Here is an 18,198-nt window from a genome sequence, read left to right as displayed (position 1 = left end):
CGGAAGCCTTCCTATGCGGGTCCGCGACCACCTGGCCGAGGTCTTCGATGACGCGTTGTTTGCCGGGGCGTTTCCCGGCCGTGGTGCTCCTGCCCGGGCCCCGGCCCTGCTCGCTTTGGTGACGGTGCTGCAGTTCACCGAGAATCTCACCGGCCGACAGGCCGCGGAGGCGGCGCGGGACCGGCTGTCCTGGAAGTACGCCTTGGGCGCGGAACTGTCCGATACCGGCTTCGACTTCTGCGCGTTGTCGAGGTTCCGTGCCCGGCTGGCCGGTGACGGGACGGAACGGGTGCTCTTCGACCGGCTGCTGGAGCACTGCCGCGAGGCCGGGCTGGTCAAGGCCGGTGGCAAGCAGCGCACCGACTCCACCCATGTGATCAGCGCGGTCCGTGACCTGAACCGCACCGAGCCGGCCGGGGAGAGCGTACGGGCGGCGCTGGAGGCTCTGGCGGTGGCGGCACCGTCCTGGCCGGCCGGGGTGATCGACGTCGCCGAGTTCGCCGGACGCTACGGGCCGCGCGTCGATGGGTGGACGATGCCGTCGTCGAAGACCAAGCGGGAGCGACTCGCCCAGGTCTTCGGCCAGGACGCGCTGGCCTTGTGCCGGGCCGCCTGGTCCCCCGCCGGTCGTACGGACGCAGCTTGCACGCGCGGTCGCCGTCACACGCGGCGATCACCATCGTCACCAGCTCCAGGAGCTCTTCCTCGACGTCGCATGCGGCAGGATAGGAGAACACGGGGCATCTCCGCAGGTGAGGCTGATGTTTAGCGACTCGCCCAACCAGCGGGATGCCCCGTTTGTCACGCTAGCGTCAATACGACGTCACCGCTTCACCCGCAGGCCGTACACATGGAAAAGGCTCCTGGATTGAAACAGCCGGGCGAGTCCAGTCTCCTGCTCTGCGGCGTGACGTCAATCTTCCCGTTAGCCCAGGATCTTCGATTCGGGCTGGCGGATCCCGCCACGGAGTTGGCGACGGCCACTAAGGTTGAGCTTGGTGTAGACGTGACCGAGGTGATGTTCTACAGTTTTACTGCTGATGATTAGGTGTTTGGCGATTTCTTTATTGGTGAGGCCTTGGCCGGCAAGGTGAGCGATGTCACGTTCTCGGTCGGTCAGGCTAGTTAGGTCTTCGGCGTGACTCCGGGGAGTGACGATTCCACCGATTGCGGCAAGGTCGGCTTCGCATCGGTTCTGAAAAGGCGCGGCTGCCATCGACGCGTAGCGATCACGGGCGCGCATGAGCCAAGTGCGGGCACGTTTGGATAGTTCCTGCGTAGCCAGGAAGCGACCGTAAGCGTGTTCGAGAAAAGCCTGGTGGAGGACGTGCTTATCAGGGGTGCTCGGGAGTGCGAGCCCTGCTTCGTAAGCGGTCTGGGCGGCGACGGTGTCGCCACGAACTTCCGCCATTCGCCCGGACAGCCACGCCGCCGCCAGGCCCAGCGAGGGGTATGTGCGGGTCAAGGTCTGCAGTTCGGTAAGCGCCGTCGCCGCCTCGTCGTGGTGTTCAGTGTTCAGAAGGGCCTCGACCTGTAGCGGCTTCCACAGTACTTGGTCGCCGGTTAGAGGACCTGGGGGCGCTGTCAGCATGTGCTGGATCGCGCTGAGCATGGCCGGGTGGTCGGCGCGGGTTTGGGCGTCGACAGCCCGGCTCATGTAGACGAGGTGGGCATTGAAAGGCAGTGCGTACCGGTCAGCGGTCTGCAACAGGTTCTGCGTGCGGCGAGTCTCTCCTCGTCCTGAATACACCCATGACACATATGCGCAGACGTCTGTGTCTGAGGAATGGCGCTGCTCAGCCGTGAGTGCGGTGAGCGCGAGATCAGCATTGATGGCTGCGTCACCCCAAGACCCGCTCCAGTAATAGGTCAAGGCTAGGAACGTGTAGACGTATTCCTCCATTCCTTGACTGGCGCCGCTGTCGTTTAGCCGCCGCGCTTGCAAGAGATCCTCTCTTGCTGCTGCGGGCATGCCGCAAAGCATGTGCGCCATACCGCGGAATATCAACAACCACACGTCATGCGCGGTCACCTCCGGTGCCTTCGGTAGGCGGGTAAGGCGAATCAATTCTTCCAGTGCTGCCTGAGGCCCGTACTGGAACAGCTCCCCGAGAAAGAGATAGCACTTTGCCTTATTAGCCGAAGAGCGATCAAGGCCGCCTAGAGCCAGGACTGGACGGGCAAGCGCGATGATTTCTGCTCCGCTAGAGCCGTGCCAGTAGCGCACCGCTACCAACTGCGATCTGGCCAAAGCGTGGGCCCAGCGCTGCGAGGGATCGGTTTCAGAGCATTTCAGCGCATCGGTTAGGTCGGTTTCGGCCCGGTCAAGCGACCCGTTGATCAGTGCATAGCTTCCCGTCACGAGAGAACGAAGCGGGCTGGAGGTGCAGTTGTGGATACGAGGGAGGAGGGCCTGGACAGAGCGCACGCGCATGATCCAGAGCAAGCGTGCGGCAGCGGTGAGCAAGAGACGTTCGCGTTCGGTGCGCGTGGTGGCCACATCGGATGCCCACAAGAGGAGGGTGGCAGCGCGTTCCGTGGCGCTGTCAGCTAGGCACTCGTTGGCGGCCTGCTCCAATTGTCGAGCGAGTTGGGCGTCGAGGCCGTCGCCGGCAGCAACCCGATGGCGCCACGAAGCGGCTCTGTCGACTCGCTCGGCCGCGGCGGCGTGCAGATCACGACGCCTGGCCGGGGCCAAAGCCTCGATGATTGCCTCTCGTTGTAGGGCGTGGGCGACCATGACCAGGCAGATTGGTTCGTGCGGCCACCAATGCAGCAGATTCGCTGCAAGCGCTGGTTGCAGACTAGTCGCCGGGTCGGACACGCCCGCTATCTGCCCGACCAGGTTCAGTGGGACGCGGGTGCCCAACACGGCGGCGGCTTCGGTTAGGGCCCGGGCGTCGGCTGGCAGGGAGTTCAGTTGCCGGCGAACCGCAGCCGCCAGGGTGCCGGGCACCGGCAGGGAAAGGTTGCGATTACCGGGCAGCAGCTGATCAGATGGCACCTCAGCCAACAGGGCTTGCAGGTAGAGGGGGTTGCCGTCAGTGTGCTCCTGCAGGCGATGTGCCGACAGCTCGTCCACCTGCCGGCCGGTGGCAGCCTGGACCAGCTCCGCCACCGGCTCCGCCCTCAACCCGGTCAGGAGCACTGCACGGCCCCCATTCCGATCGGCGGCCAGCTTCCGAATGTCATCTCGGGCAGGGGGGCGAGTGGTCAATACGGTGAGTACGCGGTCGGCCTCCAGACGACGCAGCAAAAAGCCCAGCGCCTGCAGCGAAGCCAAGTCTGCCCAGTGCACATCCTCAACGATCACCGCGACCGGTGCCGCCTCCTGCAGATCATCCACCAGCCGGAGCAACTGCTCACCCACCTGCAGAGGCGACGTCCCCGCCAACGGCCCGCCGCCCCCCAAGAGAGCTTCCCGCTCCAGTTCCTTCCGCGGCACCCACCTGACAAGCTGGCCGACCACCCCGAACGCCCAGTCCGACTCATCCGCATCGCAAAAGGCCCGCAGCACGGTCATCCCCCGGGAATCCTCAGTCGCCAGCCATCGCTGCACCAGAGCTGTCTTTCCTACTCCCGCCACGCCTTCGACCAGCACCACCCCGGCACGCCGCGACTGAGCCCTCCGCGCGCACCCAGCCAACACAGCCAGCTCCGCTTCCCGGCCAACAAACGAGGAGCCTTCACCGGTCGTAGCCATCGTCCTCATTCCCTCTCAAAAGGGATGCATGCACAGCGTAACGCTGACCCCGGATCCCGCACGAAGTGCGCACGGGGCAACCTGCGACGTTCCGGCTGAACCACGGGACGCACCGGGCCCTCGCACGCCCCGACGCGCCATCAGCCGACCACACCCCCAACAACGTGACAACGCCCCCGGCTGGAGATCGGCATGCTGCTCGTCCAGGACGTACAACTGCTGCTGCTCGACGAGCCGGTCGCCGGCATGAGCCACGACGAACGCGAGGCCACCGGCGAACTGCTGCAGCGGGTGAGCGAGGACCACACGGTCGTCGTCATCGAACACGACATGGACTTCATGCGTTCCTTCGCCCGCAGCGTCAGCGTCCTGCACGCCGGCAAGGTCCTCAGCGAAGGCACCGTCGCCCAGGTCCAGGCCGACCCGAAGGTCCAGGAGGTCTACCTCGGCCGCGCCTCCGAGCCCGAGCCCGAACCCGAGCCCGCTCCCGTTTCTGTCGCCGAGGAGGCGTGACGCCCATGCTGGAGATCAACACTGTCCGGGCCGGCTACGACCGCACCACCGTCCTGCACGGCGTGACCGTCTCGGTCCCGAGGGACGGCGTCGCGGCCGTCCTCGGTCACAACGGCGCTGGCAAAAGCACTCTGCTGCGCGCCGCCATGGGCCTGCTCAAGCCGACCAGTGGGACCATCCGGCTGGACGGCGAGGACATCACCCGCCTTGCCCCGCACCAGCGGGTGGCCCGCGGCATGGCGTACGTCCCCCAGGGCCAGCAGTCCTTCCCGCACCTCACCACCGCCGAGAACCTCCAACTCGTCGCCGACGGCCGCCCCGACGGCAAGGAGGCCATCGCTGAAGCCCTGGACCTCTTCCCCGCCCTGCGGGAGTTGTCCGGCCGCCGCGCCGGCCTCCTCTCCGGCGGCCACTCCCAGCCTGCGCCCGACGGCCTGCTCCGGCCACCCGCCCCCTCTGGTGCATCGAGTGCTGCCTCCGGGTCGGGGATACCGGCGGCTTCGAGGAACACGACGAGATCATGATCGGATCGGAGTGGGCAAAACCGAGCGTCACTTCACGCCCGTCGCACTGATGAGTTACCCGCCGTCCTCCGGACGGCCTCGACGGTTCATGCACTACCACCGGCCAGCCGTCCATCGACCAGGATGCGGCACCTCGCGGTGCGCTGCAGAAGATGCCCCAGGTAGCAATACACCGTCCGTCATCGGTTTCGAGCAGAGTGTGCCGGGCCGCCGCGCTGACGCGTCCGGGACCATTGGAAGCGGGCTCTTCTGAAGTTGTCGGCGCCTCCCGTGTTGGGCGCGCCCGCGCTGGCTGGGATACCAGGACTCGAACCTGAACTAACGGAACCAGAAACCGTTGGGCTGCCAATTACCCCATATCCCATTTACCCCGAAGGCCACGGGAGCCAAGACCAATAAGACTGGTCAGGGCGTGCTTACCGCGCCTTGCGCAATACAGTATGGCCCCCAGCCCAATCTATGCGCTCTCTTTGTGATGCTCGATGATGTACCGGGCGTGTCGATCGGACTGGATAGTCGCTGACGATGGCCACGTAGCCCTGTCGGCTGGACTTTACCTAATTCCCCCAGGTCCCAGCCTCGCTCATGTCCAGCTGATCAAAGGCGCGCTGGCTCTCGGGGCCTTGTCGGGGCGCATTTGCATGGGTCGCGCTGGTGGCTGTTCGGGATGGCCGACGTCGGGCACCTGGCCGGCAACGCGGGCTGGCCGGTTGTCGGATCCGATCGGGGGGATTCCTCTGTCCTGGGCGGCTCGTCCGTTTGCGGTCGGGGCGATGCCGCTTTAGCTTCAGCGCGTCGGAATCGTTCCGAAAAGACCAACATCATCCCTTATGTTGGTCTTCCGTGGCGTCGAAGGAGCCTTCATGTCGGTGATGACCGGGACCCAGCCTCTGCAGCAGTTCGGGCAGCAGACGGGCGGGGCGCAGCAGCAGCTCGCGCAGGTCGTCCAGCAGTCCATCCAGCAGGCGTGTCAGCAGGCGGGTCAGCAGATCGCGCAGCGTATGCAGCAGACGCTGCAGCAGATCCAGCAGGTGCAGCAGCAGCTGCAGCAGCAGGGTCTGGAGCAGCAGGCGCACCCGTACCTGGCTGTCGCGCTGCACACGACGCTGATCCAGGGCGTGCGCAGTGCTGTGGAGCAGTCGGTTCAGCAGGCACTGCCGACCGCGATCCTGGCGCTGTTGCAGCACAGCCAGCAGGGTCAGCAGGGTCAGGGCCAGCAGCAGTGGGGCGGCGGCTTCGGCCAGCAGTCGTTCGGCCAGCAGCCCGGCTTCGGCCAGCAGGGTCAGCAGTCCGGCTTTGGTCAGATGGGTCAGCCTTTCGGCATCAGCTGAATTGCCGGCGGCGCGCGATGCGGTGTGGCCAGGAGTTGATCCTGGGCACACCGCATTACCGTTAAAAGCGGCGATCCGCCCGTCATCCGGATCAGAAGCACTTAAGACCGACACAGGCGTGGTGAAGGTAGACGTGATGGTGAAGGACAGGCCCGGAAACAAGCCCCGAAACAGCCGCCAGAGCGAATCCGAGGGAACGGGGGCCGCCGGTCAGGGCCCCGAGGAAAAAGAAGCGGCACCCCGCCGGAAAGGCACACCGTCACCGGTTGAGGTGCAGTCGCGTCGGCAGCGGTACATGGTGACTCCGCTGCCGCAGCATCTGCTTCCCCCGGGAGTGTCCGAGCTGAGCATGGACGCGGTGTGTGACCGGCTGGAGAGCATGCCCGATGTCACGGTGCGGCGGCGGCTGCAGCCGCCGGAGAAGCTGCAGTCGGCCGGAGTGCAGCCCTCCTGCCCTCAGATCGCGGTCGTCGAGGCAGCCGAGGCACAGCTGCCGGCGATGCGGACATTGCACGTGCACATCGAACCGGATCTGCCGCTGTCCGGCACCGGCACCGGCCCCGCCGCCATGCCGCCCTTGGGGATGCCGGTGCTGCGTGATCCGGGGCTGGTCGTGCCGCTGGAAAAGCCGGTGGAGATCATGTTGCGGGTGTGCGGCCCGGACGGCGAGCCACTGGCCGGCGCGGGCGTGTTCCTGATCGGCGCCACCTGGCCGGGCCAGGGCATCACCGCCGCCGACGGGACCGCCACGATCATGCTGGCCACGGAGACCGAACAGTCCATCCAGGCCCTCTACGTCCGCCCACGGACCGGTTACACCGACCGCTGGATCCACCGCCCCACCCTGTCGGCAACCGAGGAAAACCTCGTCACGCTCACCCCGCTGGCCCAGGTGTATCCGAAACTGGACGAACGCCCACAGTACGGGTGGGGTCAGCAGGCCATGCGGCTGGACCGGCTGCCCCCCACCTTCCGCGGCTTCGGCATCACGATCGCCGTCATCGGTACCGGGGTGAGCGTCGATCACCCCGACCTGAAGCAGCGGGTCCGCTCCGGCGCCGACCTCGTGCACGGCACCACTGAGGGCTGGGCGCACGATGCGGTCGGCACAGGTACCCACGTGGCCGGGATCATCGCCGGCGCCGACACCGGCAAGGGCATCCTCGGCATCGCCGTCGACGCCGAACTCGAGGCCTGCCAGGTCATGCCCGACGGCCACTTCAGCGACCTGATCGCCGCCCTCGACCACTGCATCGAGCGTGAAGTCGACATCGCCCACATCGCCGTGACCAGCCCCTACCCCTCGGCGCTGGTCTCCCGCAAACTCGCCGACGCGACCGCGGCGGGCATCGCCTGCATCGCCCCGGCAGGCGACAGTGGCGGGCCGGTCACTTTCCCCGCCTGCCTGCCCACCGTGTTCGCCGTGGGCGCCCTCGGAGCCCTGGGCACCTGCCCACCCGACACCTCCCACGCCAGCCACACCGGACCGCCGCTCACCCCAGAAGGCCTCTTCGCCGCCCCGTTCAGCAGCCACGGCCCCGGCATCGACGCGACCGCTCCCGGCGTGGCCGTCCTGTCCTGCGCCCCCGACGGCGGCTACACCACCCTCGACGGCACCCACGCGGCCTCGGCCCACCTCGCGGGACTTGCCGCCCTCGTCCTCGCCCACCACGAAAACTTCCACGGCCAACTGCTGCCCCGCGGACCCGGCCGGGTACAGCACCTGTTCGACATCATCGCCGCCAGCTGCCGCCCCCTCGCCGCCCCCAACACCGTGGAAGCCACCCGCACCGGACGCGGCCTACCCGACGCCCTCACCGCCCTCGGCCTGGCCCCCGGCATCCAACTCGCCCCCGCCCTCGCCCCCCTCACCACCATGACTGGATAGACCCCTACCCGCGGCAACCACACCCAGCGGCAGGCCAACCCGAAAAGAGAGCCGTCAACGCGTTCGACCAGAGCTGCAGCCCACAAGAGCGCCCCGGGCTGAACCCACATAGCGGACGGGACCTCCAAAAGGCTGCGGACATGTCAACGGACGATCATTCCGTTCAATGATCGATCAGCTGAACGGTTACGCTCGGCGATCTCGAAATGTTGATCAGAGCCGCTTTGCACTTCCGCCGTCCCCCTCCACCTCCGCCAGGTCACCACCTTTTTCCGGTGCGCGAGGGGGCGGCCAGACGATGGACTTCTCTGGCGGGTCTGCCGGATAGTGATACCGACCGGTGATTAGGCTGAGGGCGGTGAATCTGCCGTTGCTTTGCCGATGTGGCGGCGGAACGCTACGGCGGGGTTCCGGGCCACTGGCCGCTCTGGCACCCTACCGCTGCGCCGCCGCCTCGCGTTCTGGCCACGTAGTTGGCGAGGCGGCGGCGCCCGGTCTCGATAACCCAATTGTGGGCGCAAGCGAGGCCGGATTAATTTTCCCGTACTCGTGCCTCAAGCTAATTCTCTGCATCCGGGCTGTCCTTCTTCCCGAACTGCTGGTGCCGGTGCTGGAAGTCAATGCTCCGCCACGTCACGCCAGCCTCGATCTGCTGCAGGCTCAGGCCGGTCTCCTCGGCCAGGTCCTCGGGGCGGACGCCGTCCGGATGCTGTTGCATCGCCCGGGCGATCTTTCCTTGCCAGAGTTCGGCGTCCACGAACGGCCGATGTTTGTACTGCTCAGCCAGTTCAGCGAGGTGTTGACGCGAACAACCGACGATCAGCCGCTTGCCGTCAAACTCGAGGCCGACCGTGATCGACGATGAGTCCGGGAGCACAACGGACAGGACACCCTCTTGACCGACCCCACCCCTTCAGAGATGACAGTGCCCGAGCGGCGGCCTGCGAGAGCAGCTCATCCTCACGGCCTTCCAGGTGAACTCCGGTATCTCGTCGCAGAGTTCAAGATCACGAGGAATGCCGCTCTCACGATCACTCCAAACAGTGACGACGCGACCGGGCCCGAGGTTCAGGAACAGGTGGCTGGGAGTACTACGGGGCCGACGGTTCGAGACTGCGGGAGTACGGGCTGGCCCGGCGGGATCTGGGTCTGTAGCTGGATCGCGACGGACCCGATACAACACCGTCCGCGCGCCGGCCGGTAGCGGCGTCTACGGCACGGGACGTGATGCCTGTGGCCACACCGCGAGGTGAGCGCGGCCACGGATCCCTGTCTACTGCACCGTGGCCGCCCTCGTACTCTTAAGTTCAGCGGACGAACTTGGAGTACTCGTCAAAGTCGATCTTCTTATCCCCGTTTTCGTCGGCCATGTTCACGATCGCGGTGGCATTTTCGTCCGAGACCTTCCCGCTTGAGGTCTGAAGGGCCGCCTTGAATTCATCGGCAGTGATAAATCCGTCACCGTCGGTGTCGATCTTGTCGAACGCTGCGCGCTTGTCGTCACTCACAAGGTCTCCTCAAGCAGTATGTGTTGGTCGAGTACTAACGGCTTGCCGTCCATGGCAGTTACGCAGATGCGGCATTGGGGTCGCTTCCGTATGCGAGGCTCCTCAGCAGCCAGAATTCCGTAACGCGCCAATGGCCGTTCCGGCGTTTCCCCGAGGCCGTACCCAGGGGATGAAGTTGAGGTAGGGCGCGGTAGACGGCCTTGGGCGTTCGGCGTGGCCGGCGCCACGGCAGTGCTTGCGTGGCTGGCTCCAGTACAGCGCAGCGTTTTCCCTTCTCCGCGCCCGGGCGGGCAGGGTGATTACACAGCGCTACATGTGTTCGGGCCGGTGGCCTACAAGTTGACGCTGTCGAAGGTGATCAGCCGGGGATTGTGGCGCCGGATGCGGTCCGCGGAGCACGGCTCGCCGCGGTCCAGACAGGGCTGATGCGCGCCGCGTCTGAGGAGCGGTTCCGGCGGGTGCTGTCGTTCCACAGCAAAGGGTCAGTGAGGCGGTGCGCTCTGGCTACGGCAGAGGCGGGAGCAGGGGCGTGCGGACGCTGCGGTTCAGGAGGAGGCTGGGCTGAACGGATAAAATCGGGGACCTGGGTGGCGCCTTACGCCGCTGGGACATAGGGCAGCCCGTATGATGAGAGGCAAGCGAGGCCGGTGGGTCGCGAGTTCGAGTCTCGTGCCTTCCATTGGGAGGCTAGCTCAGTCGGTAGAGCAAGCTCGCCCTTCAAACGTGCCACAGCCGCTGCTGGATCCGAGATATCGCTGACCTGGGGCGATTTGGCGGTCAATGTGGGCTGTGCGGGCCGGGGCAGTTCGGGCGTGGTCGTCGCCCTGTAAGCATGATCCGGCTGCCGCCCTTCATCCTCGTCGACGACGTCCGGGCCGCGCCAGCCGCAGGCCCTCGCGCCCCTCTGGCAGCGAAATTGAGCTGGTAGCGGCCCCCGACAGCGGCCGTTGACAAGCGCCCACAGTCACCATGAGGAGAGCTCTTGACCGGCCGGAGTCGCTCGCGTGTGTCATGCACGGTCAGGCGAACCTCCGCGTGGGCCCCACTGCCGAGCAGGAAAGGGCTTGGCAGTGGGGCGCGTTGGTGCGTGTGCCCCTGTGAATAGGGGCTACGGACGTGGCCTGCGAATCCGGGTCGGCTGGGTCAGCCGCTCAGACCTTCGGCCGCTTTCTTGATGTCTTCAGCGAACGTACTGACCTCGGTGTAGACGCCGGGCTTGCCCGGGCGGGCGCAGCCCTCGCCCCAGCTGACGATGCCGACCTGGGTCCAGGTATCCGCCTCGTTCTTGCGGAACATGGGGCCGCCGGAATCGCCCTGGCAGGTGTCGACACCGCCGGTGTCCAGGAGGCCGGCGCAGAGCTCTTCGCCTGGCGTCAGCTGATCGCCGTACGCGTTCTGGCACGTGGCATCGTCGATGAACGGCACCTTGGCCTTGAGCAGGTAGCGCTGCTGGCTGCCGCCCTCCTTGTCCGCACCCCAGCCGGCTATGTCGAACTCGCCATTGTTGAGCTTGTCGTCCGCTGCGATCGGCAGGGTCGGCAGGTCGATCGGCTTCTCGAGCTTGATCAGTGCCCAGTCCTTGCCCTTGCCGTTGTATCCGGGGGCCTGGAGGACCTCGGCGGACTTCACGCTGACCGCGTTGGGATCCTCCAGGTCGACCACGTCGGCCGTGGCGGTGATGCCGGTGTTGGGGCCGCTGCTGTCGACACAGTGGGCGGCGGTCAGCACGATGTCCTTGGCGTACAGCGAGCCGCCGCAGCCCATGGACAGCCGCACCATGAAGGGGAACTCACCCTGGTCGGCCTTCGTACCGCCGACGACGGTCGCGCCCACCTCACCGCGTGGGGTCGGTTCGGACGCGGCGTGGGCCGCGCCGGGCTGGAGGCCGAAGGCCGCGAGGGCGACGACACCGGACGCGGTGGTGCGCTTGAGGTGCTTGAGGTAGTTCGTCAACAGACTTCCTCTCGTGGGGGGATACACATCCCGAACTCGCCCACAAGAATCGGCGCACCATGCCGAGAACGGCACGGCACAACACCGTGTGCGGCCGATGGCTGCGGCAGCAGGCAGTGGTGCGTCCGAACCCAGTGAGGGATGAGTTCGCAAAGCGCCTAGCGATTATGGGGAACAGCTGCGCAAGCATCAAGGGCATTGACAGCCCAACGACCTTTCTGGCCTGTGCTGTTGCGCATCACCACAACTGAGGATTGGCCGGTGGCCGAAGGGGTAAGCGGTCGCGCTCCCAGGGCGATTTCAAAGCAATGCCGCGAAGTCCACCCCCAGTACTACAGCGGTGATTCGCCGGGTGTCGGCCGGGGTGGCCCCGCAGTACGCCGGGATCACCGGGCAGATCGAGAACTGGCAGGTCAGTGGGGGTGGGTAACGAGACGAGGCCCCTGGTCGTTGCGGTGGTGTTCTCTACGCACCACGCTTCGCCCGAGGAGCCTCGCTTGGTCCCGTATCGTGCCACGGTCGACGTCCCGCATGAGTTGGTTGAGCACGTTTCCTGGCTCATCTACGCACGAAGGTGTGAACGCCGTACGAGGTGGCGGAAGCTGGGCTGCTTCAAGCAGGCCTTGCTCGCCCTGGTGCACCTGCGCAAGAACGAGACGATACCCGCGCCGGCGGCAGGCTTCGGTGTCTCGACAGCCACTGCGTGGCGCTACGTCGACGAGACCCTGGACGTCCTTGCGGCCTGGGCGCCGGGCCTGCAGGAAGCCCTGGTCGGGCTGGGCGAGGGCGACTTCGTCATCGTCGACGGCACCTTGATCGCCACCGACCGCGTCCACGCGGACGAGCCGTACTACTCCCAAAAGCACAAGCAGCACGGCATGAACGTCCAGGTGATCGCACGTCCCGACGGCACACCGCTCTGGTTCTCCCGGGCCACGCCAGGACGCACCCACGATCTGACCGCCGCCCGTGCTCACGGCATCATCCAAGCCTGCCTCACCCGGCAGATCCTGATCCTGGCGGACCGCGCCTACCAGGGCGCCGGCGCCACCGTCCGCACCACATACAAGAACCACCGCGAACAACCCGCGCGCTACCAGGAGTTCAACCGCGATCACGCCCGGCTGAGGGCGCAGGGCGAACGCGCCTTCGCACAGCTGAAGTCCTGGCGACTGCTCCGGCGGGCCAGATGCTCCACCCGCCGCATCGGCACCATCGTCCAAGCCGTCCACACGCTGATGACCTGCAGCTATTCAGGATGAAAACGGCTCACTGACGCAAACACATCAGCCACGAATAACGCCAACTTCGCCCGAGCCCGGTTGACTTCATGTGTGCGTGTCGTTGCCGGTGGCCCAGTCGTTGACCCGATGCAACAGACCGGTATGCACGTGTGTGCGCCAGCGGCTCCACGTCCTGCTCTCCCGCCGGGCGCGGGCCCGCCTCCGCTCCGGTGAGCCGGCCGGTCGGGCGGCTCCGGGCAGCATGCACCGACATGCCCGGAGCCCACCCGGCTAATCAGGGCTCGGTGAGCTGTGGGGAGGCCACCCATCAGTGAATGCCCGGAGCCGTTCGCGTTGCCGTTCTTCCTCCGCAATGCGGTCGGCAAGGACGGCTTGGTCGATGTCGGGGCGACGGCGGCGAGGCGCTGAAGTTCGACCGGCTCCAGGGCCTCGACCTCCCACTGCACCGGCTGGGATGGGGTCGTGTCCCTTCTTGTGCAGCAACAGGCCCGGATGCGCATCCGCAAGAGAGTACGGATTGCACCTGAGGCTGACCTTAAAGTCATGGGCCAGGAACCGCTGAGCCGACAGCATTGCGGCTCCGGGGAGCGGTGGCCGTACCCAGAGCTCATGACAACGTCTGTGGACTTTGATCATGCAGCCGTGCATCCGCAGTTGCCCAACACCACACCAGGAAAGGGAACTATGGCATGGACACGGCAGCCGGTGGTGTGCCCGACTTCGAGGAGTACGTGCGGACCCATCAGACCGCCCTCCTGCGCCGCGCCTGCCGTCTCGTACCGAACCCCATCGACGCGCAAGACCTGCTGCAGAGCGCCCTGACCAGCACCTACCGCTATTGGGACGGCATAGTCGACAAACGATGCGCCGACGCGTATCTGAGCCAAGTCATGATCAATACCCGTACGAAGTGGTGGCGGTCCCGAAGACTGCAGGAAGTACCCACCGAGCAGCTGCCGGACGCAGGCGTCGACGACGGCACCGAGCAGTACGCAAACCGCGCCCTGCTGACAGACCTCCTTGCCGTACTCACGCCCAAGCAGCGCAGTGTCGTGGTGCTGCGGCACTGGGAGCAGATGAGCACGAAAGAGACAGCCGAAGCACTGGGCATATCGGTTGGCACAGTCAAAAGTACCCTGTGTCGCGCTCTGACCAGACTTCGGCAGGAGCATGAGAAGCACGCAGGTTCAGGCCGGCAAGGCGGGATTCCCGATGGCAGCCAGGACGCCGACCGATGACACGCATCGCTCTTCGTCCGCATCACGTAAGTAGGGTTGAGGTTCACCCCGAGATGCGGGGAAAGGTGACAGCAGGCCAGATGGGTCTCATGAGTGGCGATTCATAGGGGAAGAAGAAGCCGCGTCCTCGCCACTCGTTCGCGCCGGAGTTCAAGGCCGAGATCGTCGACCTTTGCCGGCGCGGTGACCGCTCGGTCGGTCAGGTCGCCAAGGACTTCGACCTGACCGGGACGGCGGTGCGGGACTGGGTCCGCCAGGCCGAGGTCGACGCGGGCGAACGCGGCGGCCTGACCAGCAGCGAGCGCGAGGAACTGGCCGTGCTGCGTCGCGAGAACCGCAGGCTGCGGGAGGACGTGGAGGTCCTCAAGCGTGCGACGGCTTTCTTCGCGACGGAGACCCGGGCACCAGAGGTGTTGGGTTCACAAAACCCGGAACATCACGAACGCGCTGCCGAAGTCTGCACAGCCCGGGGCGAAGAAGGCTCTGCAGGAGATCTACAACGCCGAGGACCGTGCGCACGCAGAGAAGGCGGTCACCGCGTTCGAGAGGGCGTATGGCGCGAAGTGGCCCAAGGCCGTCGCGAAGATCACCGACGATGCGGAGGAACTGCTGGCGTTCTACGGCTTTCCCGCCGAGCACTGGATCCATCTGAGGACCACGAACCCCATCGAGTCGACCTTCTCCACCGTGAAGCTTCGGACCAAGGTCACCCGCGGGGCCGGCAGCCCGGCAGCCGCCCTGGCGATGGTGTTCAAGCTGGTCGAGTCCGCCCAGGCCCGCTGGCGCGCGATTACCGGGGCCTCCCTCGTCGCCCTGGTCCGCTCCGGGGCCAAGTTTGAGAACGGCGTCCTGGTCGAGCGGTCCGAGGTGGCCGCATGAAGGACATGTTCGCTGCACTCGAAGCCCTGACCGACCGCGAACCGGACCGACGGGACGCCGCAGCGATGCTCGGCGATCTTCTACGCGGCACCGGCCTGGACACCGATACGGCCCGCCTGACCGTCAACGAGCCCGCAACCAGGGTCCGGGAATCCGCTCTGATCTGACCGGGCATGCCTGGCTTCGGTGCGCGGCCGCCGAAGTGATGCGGCACGCGCGCGACGGCCGGACCAGGCCTACGCGTGGTCCCGCACGATGATCTTTCCGGTGTTCTTGCCGTGCAGCATGCCCAGGAATGCGTCCACGATGTGCTCGAACCCGTCCACCACCGTCTGGTCCAGCGCTAGCCGGCCGCTCTGCAGATGGGGGACCGCGAACTCGTACAGCTCGTCCTGCAGCTCGCGGTAGTTGCTGACCAGGAAGCCCTCCATGCGGAGGCTCTTCTCCACGATGTCCGAGTAGTTGAAGTGCGGCGGGGGCGCGTCCGGGGTGTTGTAGCGGCTGATGGTGCCGATCCGGACGATGCGCCCGAACTCGCGCAGTGCGCCCACCGCGGCGGCCAGTTGTTCGCCGCCGACGTTGTCGACGAAGACGTCGATGCCGTCCGGTGCAGCCTTGGCGAGCAGTTCAGCGGCGAGGCCGTCATGGTAGTCGAACGCCGCGTCGTAGCCCACCTCCCGGGTCAGGTGGTCGACCTTGGCCGCCGAGCCCGCGCTGCCCACGAGTCGGCCGGCGCCCAGCAGCCGGGCGAACCGGCCAGTGGCCGTGCCGACGCCGCCGGCTGCGGCGGAGACGAAGAGGTCGTCGCCCTCGCGGAGCCGGGCGATGCGGGTGAGGCCCACGTAGGCGGTCAGTCCGGTGCCGCCGAGGACGCTCAGGTACGCCGTCAGGGGGACCCCGTCGAAGTGGGGGAGTTTGCGGATCTCCTCGGGTCGGACCACGGAGTGCGTGCGCCAGCCCTGCCGGTGGAACACGATCTCGCCCTCGGGCAGCTCCGGCGTCCGCGAGGCGACGACGCGCCCGAGGGTCCGGCCCTCGAGCGGTGTGTGGAGCGCGAAGCCGCCGGGCACGTCGTCCATCATCTCGCGGTGGTACGGGTCGACGGACCAGTAGAGATTCTCCACGAGCGCGGTGCCGACCGCAGGATCGGAAATCGCGGACTCGACGAAGGCGAAATCCTTGGTGGTGGGGAAACCGTGGGGGCGGGCGGTCTGCTGGACGGTGATCGCGTTCTCGGTCATGACGGGACCGTAGGACGGGAATGGAGCCCTCGGGCAGGCGGTTGGGCTCATGTGACGCCCCGTTCCATGAGTAGTTCTCATACCTCGAGGTGAGCGCCCTGTGGCCCGCACGACCGACACCGATCTCGCTCCGCACGAACTGCGCATCCTGGTGGCGGTTGCGGACGCCGGCGGCTTCTCGGCCGGGGCCGAGGCACTCGGCCTAACACAGTCCGCGGTCTCCCACTCGGTGCGCGGCAGCGAGCGCAAGATCGGCGCCGTTCTGTTCGAACGCGGCCGCAGCGGTGCGAGACCCACTCCGGCGGGGGAGAAGGCTGTGGCGCATGCGCGCCGTACCCTGCGGCTGCTGGACGTGCTCGTCGCCGAGGCGCGGCAAGCCGCCCGGTCCGAGGCGACGCAGGGGCCGGAGGGCCCGCTGCGGATCGCGGCCTTCCGCAGCACCGCGCTGCACCTGCTGCCGCCGGTCCTGCAGCGGCTGCGCGCGCGGTATCCCGGGATCGAGCCGCAGGTGCGGATCGTCCGCGAGCTCGGGCGCGGCACGGCGGGCGAGGTGGCCGACGGGCGGTCGGATCTCGCCATTGCCACCTTGGACGGAGCGCAGCTGCCGGCGGGACTGGTGGCGAGCGGACTCTTCGAAGAGAGCTATTCCCTGGTGCATCCGGCCGGACACCCGGCTCCGCGCTCGCTGCCGCTGGTCGACTGGGTCGAGAACTGCGGCTCGTACACCCGCGCCTGGTGGGGCGCGCAGGACTGGATCCCGAGGGCCACGATCGAGGCCGAGGACGACGGAGCAGTGCTCTCGCTCGTGAGCGGGGGGCACGGAATGGCGATTATGCCCGCGCTCTCCCTGGTCGGAGCAACGGACTCGATCGAGATCACCGATCTCGGTCCGGAGCGCCCGACGCGCCGTGTCGGCTATGTGACCACCCCAGAGCTCGCCGGCTCCGCCGTCGTGCGCGCTCTGGTGCGGGAGCTGCGGGCCGCCGGCTCCGCCATCTGACGGGCAGCGGGCAGCCAGGTCAAGGCACTGCTGTCAGATCTGAACGCGGTCAGCGAGGCGTTCAACCACCACAGCCTGCCCCTTGACCTCGTCAAACCGCTGGCGGCTGCCATGCCGTCGATGGAACCCGAACTTCTCAGGCACGCGATCTGGATCCTCGGGGCCACGCACGACCCCAAGGCCCTCCCGGCGATCGAGCCCTCCTCAACCACCCCCGACCAGGTCGCGCGCGAGAAAGCACGCCTCGCCGCAGCCGAGATCACCGCATCAAACCCAGAAGACACCATCCACAAGTCTTGACGATTACTCCTTCACCACCCAAGGGATCACACTGTCTGGGACCTCATTCCGCAGGTCGACATCGCCCAGTTCTGCGTGGACTGGGACCGCTACCGCCCCTTGCGCGAGCCCGACCTCGCTATCGGGTGGTCCGCTCCGCTCGGTGTCCTCGAAACCATGGCGATGGAAATGGGTGAAACGGAACCTGGCGGGCAGTTGCAGACCACTTCACCGCAGCGTCTCGCACTGAGTAGCTGACCCGAAGGCTCATCCGTTTACCCAACACTCCCCACCGCGTTGCCCTGCTCCGTCAGCCCGCAGCCGCCCACTCCAACCCCAGTGCGGCGAGCGCGGCGAGCTTGTCAGGGGCGCTCTGCGCCTCGCACAGCGCCGATCTCCATCTGCCGCGCCCCCTGGCTGCATTGGGGTGGAGATCGGCGCTCACAACGCCACACAGGCGATCATGGGGGCCCTGTGATGCCGCGCCTGGTCTGTCCGCCCTCATGGGTGCCGCTGCAGCAGTCCGGAGAGTGGGCGCGCTCAGCCGGTCCGGAAGGCAGGAGCCGGTCTTGGGGCAGTGCACGGGCGTCCGTGAGCCGGTGTTCAGACGCGCCCGCGGTAGGCCGTGCGGAAGACCAACAATGCCCAGAAGGCGGTGCCTTCATAGGCCGAGGAAGCGCCGTACGTGCTCATGCTGTCCAGCGTCCAGCCTTCCCGCTCAATGCCCTCGATCGCTGCGGACAGCAGGTGCTCGTGCGCCTGGTCCGAGGTTGCGGGGTGACTGACGGGCACGCTCACGGAGAACACTTTCGCCTGGGCGCTGCGTGCTTGAGCGGTGATCGTGTCCAGCCACTCACTTGCGCTCTCCACGATCACTGTCATGCTTCGCCCCGTTCT

Annotated in this window: 14 protein-coding genes, 1 tRNA gene and 4 pseudogenes; 11 read left to right on the top strand and 8 right to left on the bottom strand. The window is 66.8% G+C overall.

Annotated elements, in window-relative coordinates; all coding sequences use genetic code 11:
* The first annotated feature begins 13 nt into the window (after positions 1 to 13).
* Positions 14 to 769, top strand: a complete 756-nt coding sequence (locus OG331_RS00380; protein WP_406190407.1) for a transposase — start codon at positions 14 to 16, stop codon at positions 767 to 769.
* Positions 770 to 925: 156 nt separating this feature from the next.
* Here OG331_RS00380 and OG331_RS00375 read toward each other — a convergent pair whose 3' ends face one another.
* Positions 926 to 3,703, bottom strand: a complete 2,778-nt coding sequence (locus OG331_RS00375) for an AAA family ATPase (RefSeq protein WP_406190404.1) — start codon at positions 3,701 to 3,703, stop codon at positions 926 to 928.
* A gap of 168 nt (positions 3,704 to 3,871) precedes the next feature.
* On the opposite strand from OG331_RS00375, the pseudogene OG331_RS00370 reads away from it, so the two are divergent.
* Positions 3,872 to 4,216, top strand: a pseudogene (locus OG331_RS00370) (ABC transporter ATP-binding protein); the annotation flags it as partial.
* 5 nt (positions 4,217 to 4,221) lie between these two features.
* Positions 4,222 to 4,635 (top strand): annotated as a pseudogene (locus OG331_RS00365) (ATP-binding cassette domain-containing protein); the annotation flags it as partial.
* Positions 4,636 to 5,029: 394 nt separating this feature from the next.
* Here the strand turns inward: OG331_RS00365 and OG331_RS00360 are convergent.
* Together OG331_RS00360 and OG331_RS00355 are read right to left on the bottom strand one after the other, a co-directional pair.
* A tRNA-Gln gene (locus OG331_RS00360) sits at positions 5,030 to 5,104 on the bottom strand.
* 457 nt (positions 5,105 to 5,561) lie between these two features.
* On the bottom strand, positions 5,562 to 6,233 hold the full coding sequence (locus OG331_RS00355) for a hypothetical protein (RefSeq protein WP_406190401.1): 672 nt from the start codon (positions 6,231 to 6,233) through the stop codon (positions 5,562 to 5,564).
* 133 nt (positions 6,234 to 6,366) lie between these two features.
* Between OG331_RS00355 and OG331_RS00350 the strand changes: the two genes are divergently transcribed.
* Positions 6,367 to 7,959, top strand: coding sequence for a S8 family serine peptidase (locus OG331_RS00350; RefSeq protein WP_406190398.1), 1,593 nt, complete (start codon positions 6,367 to 6,369; stop codon positions 7,957 to 7,959).
* A 559-nt stretch (positions 7,960 to 8,518) separates the two neighbouring features.
* Here OG331_RS00350 and OG331_RS00345 read toward each other — a convergent pair.
* From OG331_RS00345 to OG331_RS00335, 3 genes are all read right to left on the bottom strand, one after another.
* Positions 8,519 to 8,836 (bottom strand): hypothetical protein, encoded by a 318-nt coding sequence (locus OG331_RS00345; RefSeq protein ID WP_406190396.1) that lies wholly within the window; start codon positions 8,834 to 8,836, stop codon positions 8,519 to 8,521.
* Between the two features lie 430 nt (positions 8,837 to 9,266).
* The gene (locus OG331_RS00340; protein WP_406190393.1) at positions 9,267 to 9,467 is read right to left on the bottom strand and encodes an EF-hand domain-containing protein; all 201 of its coding nucleotides are present in this window, start codon (positions 9,465 to 9,467) and stop codon (positions 9,267 to 9,269) included.
* Positions 9,468 to 10,610: 1,143 nt separating this feature from the next.
* On the bottom strand, positions 10,611 to 11,420 hold the full coding sequence (locus tag OG331_RS00335; RefSeq protein WP_406190390.1) for a S1 family peptidase: 810 nt from the start codon (positions 11,418 to 11,420) through the stop codon (positions 10,611 to 10,613).
* 497 nt (positions 11,421 to 11,917) lie between these two features.
* On the opposite strand from OG331_RS00335, the gene OG331_RS00330 reads away from it, so the two are divergent.
* The 5 genes and pseudogenes from OG331_RS00330 (at position 11,918) to OG331_RS00310 (ending at position 14,948) form a co-directional block, all read left to right on the top strand.
* On the top strand, positions 11,918 to 12,682 hold the full coding sequence (locus OG331_RS00330; RefSeq protein ID WP_406190388.1) for a transposase family protein: 765 nt from the start codon (positions 11,918 to 11,920) through the stop codon (positions 12,680 to 12,682).
* Between the two features lie 671 nt (positions 12,683 to 13,353).
* A complete protein-coding gene (locus tag OG331_RS00325) occupies positions 13,354 to 13,902 on the top strand; it encodes a SigE family RNA polymerase sigma factor (RefSeq protein WP_406190385.1) in 549 nt (182 codons plus the stop codon).
* A gap of 140 nt (positions 13,903 to 14,042) precedes the next feature.
* Positions 14,043 to 14,240: pseudogene (locus OG331_RS00320) on the top strand (transposase); the annotation flags it as partial.
* Between the two features lie 67 nt (positions 14,241 to 14,307).
* Positions 14,308 to 14,781 (top strand): annotated as a pseudogene (locus OG331_RS00315) (transposase); the annotation flags it as partial.
* The gene (locus OG331_RS00310) at positions 14,778 to 14,948 is read left to right on the top strand and encodes a hypothetical protein (RefSeq protein WP_406190383.1); all 171 of its coding nucleotides are present in this window, start codon (positions 14,778 to 14,780) and stop codon (positions 14,946 to 14,948) included. The pseudogene OG331_RS00315 and the gene OG331_RS00310, both read left to right, overlap by 4 nt.
* A 69-nt stretch (positions 14,949 to 15,017) precedes the next feature.
* Here the strand turns inward: OG331_RS00310 and OG331_RS00305 are convergent, their stop codons facing one another.
* Positions 15,018 to 16,022 carry an NADP-dependent oxidoreductase gene (locus tag OG331_RS00305; protein WP_406190380.1) on the bottom strand — a complete coding sequence of 335 codons (1,005 nt, stop codon included), beginning with the start codon at positions 16,020 to 16,022 and terminating at the stop codon, positions 15,018 to 15,020.
* A gap of 100 nt (positions 16,023 to 16,122) precedes the next feature.
* On the opposite strand from OG331_RS00305, the gene OG331_RS00300 reads away from it, so the two are divergent.
* Positions 16,123 to 17,022, top strand: coding sequence for a LysR family transcriptional regulator (locus OG331_RS00300; RefSeq protein ID WP_406190377.1), 900 nt, complete (start codon positions 16,123 to 16,125; stop codon positions 17,020 to 17,022).
* Between the two features lie 120 nt (positions 17,023 to 17,142).
* Positions 17,143 to 17,322: a hypothetical protein gene (locus OG331_RS00295; protein ID WP_406190374.1), complete on the top strand. Its 180-nt coding sequence runs from the start codon at positions 17,143 to 17,145 to the stop codon at positions 17,320 to 17,322.
* A 582-nt stretch (positions 17,323 to 17,904) separates the two neighbouring features.
* Here the strand turns inward: OG331_RS00295 and OG331_RS00290 are convergent.
* Complete coding sequence (locus OG331_RS00290) at positions 17,905 to 18,183, bottom strand: hypothetical protein (RefSeq protein ID WP_406190371.1); 279 nt, start codon at positions 18,181 to 18,183, stop codon at positions 17,905 to 17,907.
* Positions 18,184 to 18,198: the final 15 nt, after the last annotated feature.

The sequence above is a fragment of the Streptomyces sp. NBC_01017 genome, assembly GCF_045162795.1.
GTDB lineage: Bacteria > Actinomycetota > Actinomycetes > Streptomycetales > Streptomycetaceae > Streptomyces > Streptomyces machairae.
The sequence above is the reverse complement of the archived record's forward strand: the minus strand, read 5'-3'. Positions and strand labels throughout refer to the sequence as shown.